9 protein-coding genes and 1 pseudogene are annotated in these 11,851 nt (G+C 68.7%); 6 read left to right on the top strand and 4 right to left on the bottom strand.

What is annotated here, in order from left to right; translation table 11 throughout:
- Window positions 1-97 precede the first annotated feature (97 nt).
- Together ACQ3HB_RS04650 and ACQ3HB_RS04645 are read left to right on the top strand one after the other, a co-directional pair.
- A pseudogene (locus ACQ3HB_RS04650) lies at window positions 98-787 on the top strand (ABC transporter ATP-binding protein); the annotation flags it as partial.
- 461 nt (window positions 788-1,248) lie between these two features.
- Window positions 1,249-2,721, top strand: coding sequence for an FtsX-like permease family protein (locus ACQ3HB_RS04645; RefSeq protein WP_430918192.1), 1,473 nt, complete (start codon window positions 1,249-1,251; stop codon window positions 2,719-2,721).
- Window positions 2,722-2,847: 126 nt separating this feature from the next.
- Here the strand turns inward: ACQ3HB_RS04645 and ACQ3HB_RS04640 are convergent, their stop codons facing one another.
- Window positions 2,848-3,480: a hypothetical protein gene (locus ACQ3HB_RS04640; RefSeq protein WP_430918190.1), complete on the bottom strand. Its 633-nt coding sequence runs from the start codon at window positions 3,478-3,480 to the stop codon at window positions 2,848-2,850.
- Between the two features lie 98 nt (window positions 3,481-3,578).
- On the opposite strand from ACQ3HB_RS04640, the gene ACQ3HB_RS04635 reads away from it, so the two are divergent.
- Entirely contained in the window at window positions 3,579-3,902 is a 324-nt protein-coding gene (locus ACQ3HB_RS04635; protein ID WP_430918188.1) for a chorismate mutase, read from the top strand.
- 164 nt (window positions 3,903-4,066) lie between these two features.
- Window positions 4,067-4,993 carry an SDR family NAD(P)-dependent oxidoreductase gene (locus tag ACQ3HB_RS04630; protein WP_430918186.1) on the top strand — a complete coding sequence of 309 codons (927 nt, stop codon included), beginning with the start codon at window positions 4,067-4,069 and terminating at the stop codon, window positions 4,991-4,993.
- Window positions 4,994-5,049: 56 nt separating this feature from the next.
- Here ACQ3HB_RS04630 and ACQ3HB_RS04625 read toward each other — a convergent pair whose 3' ends face one another.
- On the bottom strand, window positions 5,050-5,187 hold the full coding sequence (locus ACQ3HB_RS04625) for a hypothetical protein (RefSeq protein ID WP_430918185.1): 138 nt from the start codon (window positions 5,185-5,187) through the stop codon (window positions 5,050-5,052).
- Between the two features lie 165 nt (window positions 5,188-5,352).
- Here ACQ3HB_RS04625 and ACQ3HB_RS04620 point away from each other — a divergent pair, with 165 nt between their 5' ends.
- Complete coding sequence (locus ACQ3HB_RS04620) at window positions 5,353-5,889, top strand: PASTA domain-containing protein (RefSeq protein ID WP_430918183.1); 537 nt, start codon at window positions 5,353-5,355, stop codon at window positions 5,887-5,889.
- Window positions 5,890-5,991: 102 nt separating this feature from the next.
- Here the strand turns inward: ACQ3HB_RS04620 and ACQ3HB_RS04615 are convergent, their stop codons facing one another.
- Window positions 5,992-7,920, bottom strand: coding sequence for a YhgE/Pip family protein (locus tag ACQ3HB_RS04615; RefSeq protein WP_430918181.1), 1,929 nt, complete (start codon window positions 7,918-7,920; stop codon window positions 5,992-5,994).
- Window positions 7,917-10,880, bottom strand: a complete 2,964-nt coding sequence (locus tag ACQ3HB_RS04610) for an MMPL family transporter (protein ID WP_430918179.1) — start codon at window positions 10,878-10,880, stop codon at window positions 7,917-7,919. The genes ACQ3HB_RS04615 and ACQ3HB_RS04610 overlap by 4 nt, the downstream gene beginning before the upstream one ends.
- A gap of 112 nt (window positions 10,881-10,992) precedes the next feature.
- On the opposite strand from ACQ3HB_RS04610, the gene ACQ3HB_RS04605 reads away from it, so the two are divergent.
- Window positions 10,993-11,805 (top strand): TetR/AcrR family transcriptional regulator, encoded by an 813-nt coding sequence (locus ACQ3HB_RS04605; protein ID WP_430918177.1) that lies wholly within the window; start codon window positions 10,993-10,995, stop codon window positions 11,803-11,805.
- Window positions 11,806-11,851 lie beyond the last annotated feature (46 nt).

Here is an 11,851-nt window from a genome sequence, read left to right as displayed (position 1 = left end):
TGTCGCATACGGGTCGTACCAGAGGATGACCCGTCATCCGCGGGGTTGGTCCGGCAGCGGGATGTGCGGATCGGTGCACCCGAGCACGATGGAAACCATGAACACTCCCATCCTCTCCGCACGCTCACTCGTCAAGCAGTACGGGACCACGTTCGCGCTCGCCGGAGTCGACCTCGACATCACGGCGGGGGAGTCCGTCGCCATCATGGGAGCGTCCGGCTCCGGGAAGACGACTCTCCTGCACTGCCTGGCCGGCATCATCGGTCCCGACGGCGGTACGATCTCCTTCACCTCGCCGACCGGCCAGCTCCGCATCGATGAACTGGGTGAACGACGACGCTCGCAGTTGCGTCGAGAGGCGTTCGGGTTCGTGTTCCAGCAGGGCCTGCTCGTCCCGGAGCTGACAGCCGTCGAGAATGTCGCCCTCGCACTCATGCTGAACGGCGTGCCTCGCAAGACGGCCGAACAGCACGCGGCCGGCTGGCTCGCCGCCCTCGGTCTCGCCGGGATGGAGCAGCGTCGCATCGGAGAGCTCAGCGGCGGTCAGGCGCAGCGCGTCGCCATCGCCCGCGCACAGGTGACGGGCGCATCGGTCGTGTTCGCCGATGAACCCACCGGCGCCCTCGACTCGCAGACCTCCGCTGACGTCATGGGCGCGCTCCTCCACGCCACGACCGGTCAGGGCCGCACGCTCGTCCTCGTCACGCACGACGAAACCGTCGCCGCACGATGCTCGCGCACGATCCGTCTCCGCGACGGCCGCATCGAGGGGGCGCCGCGGAACGCGGCGACGGGCGGGGCGAACATCGGATGGGCGCCGCAGCCGGCCGGCCAGTACGGGCCGCGGCAGGCAGCTCAGTCCATGCCGACGCAGGCGCCGATGCCCTCGGTGCAGCCACCTGGCATCCCGCCGATTCCGTCGACGGGCGGAACGACGCAGTCGGCCGCAGTCATGGCAGGCGCCGCAGCCGAGCTCATCGATTCCTCGTCACCGCAGCCGTTCGCTCAGGTCTCCGCTGCCCGCCATGTGAACGGCTCGGCGTCCGGATTCGAGGGCACGGGTCTGCTCGATGCAGCCGATGCAGCCAACGCAGCCGACGCAGGCCATGCCGGCAGCGCCCCTTCCGTCTCCGGCGCTGCCCGCGCCGACACCAAGACCTCCGGCATCCGGTTCCTCGGCGCCGGCTGGGGATTCGATGCGATGTCGCTCGGCGCGTTCGCCCAGTACCGCCGCAAGGGCGCGGCCGCGTGATCGGCCACGAGACCCAGCCTCAGAGCGCTTCGAACGGCGCGCAACCGCACTCCCAACCGCCGCATCCGCCGCATCGGCCGACCGCCGGGCCCGCCCGACGGTTCACGGGCGGAGCGCCGCGGGGGACGGGGCGCACTCCCATCGTCCGCCTCACCTGGCTGCTGTCGCGGCCGAGCGCGCAGAGCCTCGCGACCATCCTGCTGCCCGCCGTCGCATTCGCGGTCACGTCAGCACTCGTCCTCATCGTCCTCGGCGGCGCGCTCATGTTCTGGCGGTGGGACAGCGACATCGCACCGGCGTACCAGTTCCTCAGCGTGCTCGCGCTCGCGCTGCTGCTCGTGCCGCTCGGTGCGCTCGGCGGAGCCGCAGCCCGCCTGTCCGCGCGACGCCGCGACGACCGGCTCTCGACGCTGCGCCTCCTGGGCGCGACGCCGTCGGCCGTCACCAGGATGACAATCCTCGAGTCATCGGCCATCGCGCTCATGGGAGCTGTCGTCGGCGCCGTGCTCTATGCGGTCACGATGCCGCTCGTCGGGCTGCTGCCGTTCGGCGGGGCACTGATCGGGCCGGTCGCCGTGTGGGTGGGCTTCCCGATCCTCGCGGCCGTGGTCCTCGGGATCGCCGTGCTCGCCGCCGTCAGCGCCGCGATCGGCCTGCGTGTAGTGAACCTCACGCCACTCGGGGTGCGGACCAGGCAACAGGCGCCGAAGGTGCACTGGCTGCGGATCGTCCTCGGCGCCGCGGTCGTCGTGATCGGCTACGCGGCGCTCTCTGCGATCGGCGGTCTCGGCAGCATCGTCGCGATCATCACCGTGATCGGCCTCGCCTTCGCCGCCGGCGTCGCGGTGCTCAACCTGATCGGGCCGTTCGCGATCCGCATCGTCGGACGCGTCGCGCTCTCACGGGCGAAGACCGCTGAACGGCTCATCGCCGCCCGCGGCATCCTCGAGTCCCCGAAGGCCGCGTGGCGACAGGTGAGCGGTGTGGCGATGACGAGCTTCGTCGCCGTGGTCGCCGGCACCGGCATCGCACTCGCGGACATGGCCGGCGGCTCGGGGATGGACCGGGAGAGCATCGTGCTCGTCGCCGACATCCGCACCGGCATCCTCATCACCCTGGCCGCGTCCTTCGTGATGGTGGCATGCTCGGTCGGGGTCAATCAGGCCTCCGCGATCCTCGACCGGCGCGAGCTGTACGTGAGCCTCGACCGGCTGGGGGTGCCCAGGGAGGCGATGGAGCGGGCGAGGTCACGGGCGATCCTCCTGCCGTTGCGAACCGTCTCGATCGGGTCGGCGCTCATCGGTGCGTTGCTCGTGCTCCCGCTGGCCGGCATGACGCTCATCGTCGCGCCGCTCTCGCTCCTCGTCATCGCCGGGTGCTTGGCGGCCGGCATCGGGCTCGTCTGGCTCGCGCTGCGCGCCACCCGGCCCGTCCTGACCGCGGTCCTGCGTGCCCCCGACCGTCTCTGAGCCGCCGCCCCGTCCCTCCGGTGGTTGCACAATTCAGGAACATCCGCACAATGCAGGACGATCCGGCCTCGGCGCGCCGATCGATCATCCTGAATTCTGAAGATCTTCCTGAATTCTGCACACCGTTCAGGGGGCGAGGACGTGCTCGATCCCGTCGAGTGCGACCTCGAGCTTCCGACCGAACCACGTCGCCGGATCGCCGTGCATGGACTCCCGCATCGCCTCCGCGAGCCCCTCGTCGAGGTTGCGGTACCAGGTCTCCACAGTCGGGTCGGCAGCCGCTTGTGCAGCGAGCGTCTCGCGCATCTTGAGACTGTCGATCGCGAGATCCAGAACGAAGTCGACGGCGAGGCCCGCATCGGCCGGAGCGAAACCGGCCGCGATGAGATCGAGGCAGATGCCGCTGTACAACGCCATGAGCTGCGGATTCGTGATGCCGACCGCGGGGGACGCCGTCGCGAGACCGGGATGCGAACGCACGAGATGCCACAGCGTCCAGGTGACGGTCTCGAGGTACTCGCGCCAATCGCCCTCGATCGTCGGCCAATCGGTCGTACTGACCAGCCGCGACACCGCGAGGTCGACCATCTCCGCGTGACCCGACACATGGCGGTAGAGGGTTGCGGGATTCACGGCGAGCCGCTCGGCGACGTCGACGGCCTTCAGATCCGTGAACCCGCAAGCGATGATCGCGTCCGCGACCCGCTCGTCGGTGAGGGATCGCGGCCGCCCGACGGGCCGGCGCTCGCTGTCGTCCATCGTCCCAGTATGCCCGGTGGCCTCGATTGTGCGAGCAGGCGTGCACGAGCAGGCGGTTCTCGGAGGGTCACGTCGCGCGGCGTTGCTAGAGTGCTGACATGAGTGCGACCGACCCCACCCCAGCCACCGACCCGTCCGTCCGCCTGGGGCGTCTGCGCAGCAGCATCGACAACATCGACGCCGCCCTCATCCACTTGCTCGCGGAACGCTTCAAGTGCACGCAGGAGGTCGGCGCGCTGAAGGCCGAGTTCGGGATGCCCGCGAGTGACCCGGAGCGCGAGAAGCGCCAGATCGCCCGCCTCCGCGCGCTCGCGGAGGAATCGCACCTGGATCCCGCCTTCGCCGAGAAGTGGTTCAACTTCGTTGTGGCGGAGGTCATCCACCACCACGAACAGCTCGCAGAGGGCTCCGCCGGACGCTGACCCCGTCGCGGCGCGAGCGCGTCGCAGCCAGTGCTGGAGCATCGCTGTTGCCGATGGCGGATGCCGACTCTGAACCTGACCCGGTCGCCGCCCACGACGATGCCGATGCTGGACACTTGCTGAGCTTGCGAGTTTTGCGAGGGTCCATGCGGAATGATGAAGTCATGACGTGGAACGTGGACTCCCTGCCCGACCAGACCGGCCGAGTGGTCGCCGTGACCGGCGCGAACGCCGGCCTCGGCTTCTGGACGAGCTACCAACTCGCACGGGCCGGTGCGCATGTCGTGCTCGCCTGCCGCAACGAGGACAAAGCGGCAGCGGCCATCCGCGCGATCCGCGGACGCGTCCCGGGGGCGCAGCTCACGCACGTCCCACTCGACACCTCGTCGCTCGCCTCCGCACAGACGGCGGGAGAGCGCCTCGCACGCCTGCCTCGCCTCGACGCGTTCGTCGCGAACGCCGGCATCGTGCACTTCCCGAAGCACCGCGAGGAGACGATCGACGGGATCGAGCTCGTCTTCGGCACCAACGTCGTCGGGCACGCGGCTCTGCTGCCGCACGTCCTCCCGCTCCTCGAGCAGACGGCCGGATCGCGCGTCGTGATGCTCGGCAGCCTCTCCACCCTGCTCGTGAAACTCCGGCTCCAGGACCTCGAACTCCGGAACCGCTACAGCGGATGGCAGGCGTACGCGCAGTCGAAGATCGCCCTGTCGGCGCTCGGTTACGAACTCGACCGACGCCTGCAGGCATCGGGCAGCGGGGTACGTGCCTCGGTCGCGCACCCCGGGTTCGCGATCTCCGGCCTGAGCCCGCGCGTGCCAGGCGTGAACGAACCGTCCAGGGGCACCAGGTTCTTCGACACGCTGCAGCAGCCGTTCGCGCAGGGGAAGGACCGCGGCGCGCAGCCGACCGTTCGTGCGGTCACCGATCCGGCAGCCGTCGGCGGATCGTTCTTCGGACCGCGCTTCATGACGAAGGGCGAGCCCGTTCTCGCGACCCCGGCGAAGGTCACCGTCGACGAAGCCGTCGGCGCCTCGATCTGGGCGCAGCTGGAAGCGCTCATCGGCAAGCAGATCCTGCCGGCGCGCTAGTCGCCGCGGGCGGCGGCTCGGAGGGCTCGGTGGCCGGACTCAGTCCGTCCGCCGGGTCAGTTGAGGATGAGCCCGAGCACGGTCGCGCCGCCGGCGCCGAGCACGAGGGCGATCACCAGTGTCCAGGCGATGACGCGCTGCCTCCGGCGACGCTTCTCGCCCCACTCGGCCAGGTCCTGATCATCGGTGCTCATGGTCCACAAGCCTAGGCGATTGAGATGTGCGACACGTGTGGCGACATCGGGCGGCGCTGACGGGAGCTGAGCGGCGCTGACGGGAGCTGAGCCGCGCTGATCATCTGGTCCGATCGGCGCGTTCCGTTAACTTTCTCGCAACGGCCGGTCGCGTTGGATGGAACCATGATCGCGTCGCCGTCCTCGTCCCAGATCCCCTCGCCGCCGGACGATGACGCCGTGCTCGCCCAGTTGGTAGGACGGACCGAAGCCGTGAACGACAGCGGCTGGGCACGCTCCATCGGACTGGCCGACGGCCCCATGAAGGGTCGGACGCAGCGACGACCACCGATCATGATGATCTGGACGGCCGTGTTCTCCGCAATCGCGATCCTCGTGGCACTCACGGTCTGGACGATGCAGTTGCAGGGGCCGACGATCGTGCCGTCCGGTGGTGCAACGGTGCCGTCGGTGATCGGGCTGAGCGTCGCCGACGCGACGAAGCAGCTGACGGATCTCGGATTCACGGTCGAACACCGGCCCGGATCCGACACGGGCGCTGGAGCTGGGCGAGGGGAGCCGGGGACAGTGCAGGCCAGCAATCCCGCTGCAGGGTTCGTCGCGCCGGAGGGGACGCACGTGGAGTTGTACGTCGTGCCGGAGCCCGCGCCATCCGCGTCGCAGTCCGACGCCTCGCCGCCCCAAGCGCCTCCGTCGTCGTAGCGTTCCTGTTCACAACTCAGGAGCGTCGCGGCGTGTCGACGGAGCCCTTCGGCGCGTCGCGGGCGACACGCCGAAGGGCTCCTGAGTTGTGAACAGTGGTGGTCAGGCGAGCGCTGGGGTCGCCGCGAGCTGTCGGATCGAGACCGTCCGCTTCCGGGCGATCGCGAGCGTCGTCACCACCACCGAGCCGAGCAGCCAGAACACGAGCCCTGCCACCGCGGCTGCCGCACCGTTCTCGCCCGTCACGATCGACTGCATCCCGTTGAGCGCCGGCGCGATCGGGACGTACGTGAGCAGGGTGTCGAGGAACGGGGGAGCAGTGGCGATGATGCCGGTCGCCAGCCCGATGAGCGCGATGATCATCGAGATGAAGCGTCCGATGCCGCCGAACAGGGCCATGAGCGCCTGGTTCGTCGCAGCGAACGCCGCACCCGCGAGGACCGCGACGCCGGCGAAGCCGAACCACGCCCCCGCGTTCAACTCGAGCAGCGGAGCGAGGATGACGGCCACGAGCAGGCCCTGGAGCATGCCGACCGCACCCGCAGGGGCGAACGAGCGCAGCGCCAGACGGAACGACGAGCGCGTGGAGCCGAGCGTCGACGTCGGGACGGAACGGAGCACGAGGAACGTCGCGAGGGCGCCCAGCCACAGGGCGAGCGATGCGTAGAACGGTGCGCTGTTCTTGCCGAGCTCGATCGACGGCGTCCCGGCGCTCACCGGGTCCGCGACGACCTTCGAGAGGTTCTGACGATCGGACGAGGAGTACGTCGGCAGCTGGTCGACGGCCGTCTTGAGGCCGGCCGTCAGCGAGGTGATGCCGCCGCTCAGGGTGCCGGTGCCGTCGGCGAGCTGCGTCGTGCCGTCGGCGAGACCCTTCGCGCCCGTCGCGAGGTCCGCGGCTCCACCCGCGAGGGTCGACGTGCCCGTGGCGAGCTGCGCTGCTGCGGAGGACAGCTGGGAGATCCCGTCCTGGACAGTCGGGATGGAGCTGGCGAAGGTCTGGGCGCCGCTAGCGAATTCCTGCGTCTTGGACGCGAGCGACGTGGTTCCGGGGTAGTCGGCTTCAGTCGTGCCCGTGCCGTTCATGACCGCAGCGCTTGTGCCGGCAGCCGTCAGAATCGCCGTGCACGTGTCGGCGTCCAGCGTGACGTCGGGCGGAACACACTTCTTCGCGAGGGCTTGCAACTGCTGATCGAGCTTGCCGGTTATCTGTTGTGTCCCAGCGGCTGCCGCTGCAAGACCGGATGCGCCACCGGCGACTTGATTCGCGCCGTCGGCAAGCGCGGGGACACCCGCATTCAGCTGCGCGAGCCCGTTCGCGAGCTGGTTCGTCCCATCGCTCAGCTGCGCAGCACCGTTCGAGAGATCACCGGCACCGCCCGCGAGTTTGGTCGTGCCGTCGGCGAGCTGACGTGAGGCGTCCGCGAGCGAGAGTCCGCCCTCGGACAGTTTGGCCGCGCCGTCCGCGGCTTCACCGAGCTGGTCGTTGAGGGTGTTGAAGCCGACGTAGACGTTGTCGAGGTACGTCGTCGTCAGCTGGCGGCCCATGACGGTCGCGGCCGTCGAAGTGATGGTCTGCGTGATCGCATCGTCGACGAGTTTGCTCTTGTCGCTCGTCGTGACATCGATTCGTGCCTTCTCCGCGTCTGCGGCCTTCCCGGAGAAGGACGTCGCGGCGGCGGAGAAGTTCTTCGGGATCGTGACCACGGCGGTGTACTGACCGCTCTTCATCCCGGCTTTCGCATCGGCGGCGTCCGTGATGACCCACGTGTAGTTGGTCTTCGTGTCGCCGTCGACGAGCCCGGCGGACAGTTGGCGGCCGAGCGGCACCATCTGCCCGTTGAGCGTGACGGGCTTGTCGTTGTTCACGATGGCCGCGGTCACCTGACCGAGACGGTCCTGCGGGTTCCACAGCGCCCACACGAGGATGCCTGCGATGACGAGCGGCACGAGGATGATGCCGACGATCGAGAGGACCGTGATCTTCTTGTTCGAGCGGGCCCGTTCGAGCCGGCCGAGGATGCTGCTCATGCGTGTACCTTCGCTTCCTGCGCAGCGAACGAGTCGCCGCTGGTGTCTGCTGCGGCCGCGAGGTCCGCGTCGATCCCGGCGCGAGGTGAGGTCGCGTCGAGGTCGATGATGGTGACGTCCGTGCCGGAGACCACGTCGGTGATCGCTTCGGCGTCCGCCGTGCCCACGACGACCGTCAGCGGCTTGGCGGCGCGTTCCGCGGCGCGCTTGGCGGTGTGGACGATCTCGTAGAGCGTGCGTCTCGTGCTCTCGTCCGGCACGGTGTCGAGCGTGTCGATGGCGATGACGGTCGGTCGTTCCGCGAGTGCGCTGCGGAGGCGGCTCGTCGGATCCGGTTCGTCGAGGCGCACATAGGCGACCCGGGACCGGACGGCGCCGGCGCGGACGGGCAGGACGAGTCCCGCGACCTTGAGTTGGCCGTCGTCCGGGTTCAGGCGACCGCTGAGCGTGAGCAGGAGGGCGCTCACCTCGACGGGGCGGGACCCCTGGACGACGAGGACGCCGCCCGCCGAAACGGTGGTCGCGACATCGCTGTACAGACGACCGTCGCGGCCCGTGAGGCTGAGACCGTCGGCCGCGATGACCGTGTCCCCGCCTGCTCGCCAGTCCTTGAGCGAGAGTTCGTGCTGCAGTCCCTCGCCCTCCACATCGAAGGAGGGGAGGACGCGGTCGAGCCAGCGGGGCATGTACCAGGCGCGGTCGCCGAGGAGGGCCAGCACTGCCGGGACGAGGGTCATACGGACGATGAACGCGTCCACGAAGACGCCCACCGCGAGCCCGAGCGCGATCGGTTTGATGTTGCCGTCGCCCTCGGGGACGAAGGCGGCGAACACCGCGAACATGATGACGGCTGCGGCGGTGACGACCTTCGCCGAACTCGTGAAGCCCGTCTCGATCGATCGCCTCGCCTTGCCGCTGTGGACGTAGTCCTCGCGCATCCTCGACACGAGGAACACCTCGTAGTCCATCGCGAGACCGAAGAGGACGCCCATGAGGATGATCGGCATGAAGCTGATGATCGGGCCCGTCTTGGCGACGTGGAGCGCTTCGGCGAACACCCCGTGCTCGAAGACGAGCGCGACGACTCCGAACGAGGCGCCGACGGACAGCAGATAGCCGAGCGTCGCTTTGATGGGAACCCAGATGGAGCGGAACACCATCGTGAGCAGGAGCAGCGAGAGTCCCACGACGATGAGTCCGAAGGGCACCAGCGCTCCGCCGAGTCGATCGGAGATGTCGATGCCGGCGGCCGTGAATCCCGTGACCTTCAGATCGACCTTGTACTCGTCCTGGAAGTAGCCGTGCAGATCGCGTAGCTCCGTGACGAGGTCCTTCGTGGACTGCGAGTCCGGGCTGCCCGTCGGGATGACCTGGACGATGCCCGTGTCCGCCGTCGCGTTGGGGGTGGAGAGCGGGACGGCCGCAACGCCGTCGAGGCCCTCGATCTCCTTCTTGAGATCGGCCATGAGCTTCAACGGATCGGTGCTGCCCACGATGCTGCCGGTCACGATGAGCGGACCGTTGAACCCCTCGCCGAAGTGGTCGGAGATGAGGTCGTAGGTGATGCGAGCGGGGTCGCTCGCGGGAGCGGATCCGGCGTCAGGGAGGGCGAGACGGAGTGATGCGGCGGGAATCGTCGCGACGCCGAGGATGCCGACGACGGCGATGATCGTGACGATGGGCCACCGCGTGACACCGCGCACCCAGCCGAGGAAGAAGCGGTTCTGGTGGGGTTCCGGAGCAGCGGGGGCGGCAGAGGCGTCCGATCCCTGAGTGACGCCGTCCGGTCCCTGAGCCTGTCGAAGGGCGGAGTCCGACACTTCGACAGGCTCAGTGACCGGGGAGACAGGCTCAGTGACCGGGGTTCCAGACTCAGTGACCGGGGTTCCGGCCTCGGCGACGGGGGCTTTCGCCGTGCCGCGCTTCGCCCGCTTGGACTTCGGCGTCAGGCGCGCACCGGCGAAGCCGAGCATGGCGGGGATGAGGGTGAGCGAGATGACGACGGCGATGGCCACGCCGACGGCCGCGGCGACGCCCATCGTCGTGAGGAACGGGATGTTCGCGACCGACAGACCGAGCAGGGCGATGACGACCGTGAGGCCGGCGAAGATGACCGCGGAGCCGGCCGTCGCGACGGCGCGCGCGGTCGACTCCTCCGGATCGAGCCCAGATCGCAATTGGTCTTGATGTCTGGAGATGATGAAGAGGGCGTAGTCGATGCCGACGGCGAGGCCGAGCATGAGCGCGAGCATCGGCGTGGTCGAGGAGATCGGGCCGAAGAGTGTGGCCACGAAGATGAGCGCCATCGAGATCGCGACGCCGAGGAGCGCCGTGATGAGCGGCATCCCGGCCGCGAGGAACGAGCCGAAGGTGATGACGAGGACGGCGAGGGCGACGACGACGCCGATGACCTCGACGATGCTGAGGGCAGGCAGGTTCTGGCTGAACAGCTGACCGCCGAGCGCCGATTGCGCGCCGGAGGGGAGCGCATCGGCCAGGTGCTTCGCCTCGTCCTGGATGGCGGTCTTCGTCTCCGCCGTCACCGCGGACTGTTCGCCGTCGAGCTGGATGGTGATGAGTGCTGCGCTCTTGTCTTCGGAGACGGCACCGGTGATGTTCTCATCGAACGGCGAGACCGCCTGCGCGACGCCCTTGACGTCATCGAGCGCCTTGATCGCATCGGTGATGGCCTGCTTCGTGGCCGTATCGGTGACGTCCTCGCCCTTGGGCGCGACGACGACGAGTTGGGCGCTCGCGCCGCTCACCTGGGGGAAGGTGTGCGAGAGGGAGTCGAGCGCCTCCTGCGATTCGGTGCCAGGGATGGAGAACGAGTTGTCCGTGCCCTGGTTGAACGCGAGTGCGCTGCCACCTGCGACGGCGAGGACGGCGATCCAGAGGACGAGCACGAGTCGTCGGGCCCTGAAGGCCCAGCGTCCCAGGGAATACAACATTGACGACACGCGTCACTCCTCTGTACAAGGATCGGGGGATTTTCGATACAGCGGCGTATCCGATACACAAATGTATTCGATACAATGATGTATCGCAAAGAGCTCACAGTAAGGTGTCAGGATGCGCGTGCACGAGGAACGGACCACTGCAGCCGACGAGGCAGCGACCGAGAAGACGACGCAGCAGACCCCCGGATCCGCGGTCGAGACGGGTGGTGGGACGCCTGCCGAGACGCGCGCCGAACCGCGCGCCGAGGGCGGTGCCCAGCCGGTGCCGGAATCCGTTTCGGACGGCCCCGTCGAATCCGCTCGCCGTCAGCGCACGCGAGAGCGGCTCATCGACGCCGCCTACGACGTGTTCGCGGAGCACGGCGTCCGGTCCGCATCCGTCGAGATGATCAGCGAGCAGGCCGGCTTCACTCGCGGCGCGTTCTACTCGAACTTCGATTCGAAGGAAGAGCTGTTCTTCGCCCTCGAAGCACGCGAGAACCGCCTTCGCTTCGATCGCCTGCAGGAGGGGCTCGGCGCCGTCCTCCCCAACTTCAAGCCGGCGGACGGCAATTACACGCCCGCCGCCATCGAGACGATCGTCACCGCGTTCCTCGAGATGCAGACCGATGATCGGCAGTGGTGCCTCGTCCAGTCCGAGTTCCGGCTGCTCGCCATGCGCGACAACGCTGTGGCCGCGCGGTACCTCGAACACCAGCTGGGCTTCAACCATCGCCTTGCCGAACTCCTCGACCAGGCGGCGGAGACCGTCGGTCTGCGGTTCACCATCTCGACCGATGCCGTCGCGCAGATCGTCGTGACGCTGTACGAGCACGCTCTGCAGGAGTCGATCCTGCAGGACGCCGACGGTGACGAGAAGTCGGCTCATGCGCTCGCGATGAAGACGCTCCCGCAGATCGTCCACGCGCTCACCGAGGCGCGCTGACCCCACCCGAAACGCCGCCGAGGTGAGGCTTCCGGTCGTCTCGAGC

Origin of the sequence: Plantibacter lichenum (assembly GCF_050587525.1) — a bacterium.
In the GTDB taxonomy this organism is placed as follows: Bacteria; Actinomycetota; Actinomycetes; order Actinomycetales; family Microbacteriaceae; genus Plantibacter.
Note: the sequence above shows the minus strand (reverse complement) of the source record. Positions and strands in the feature narration are given on the sequence as shown.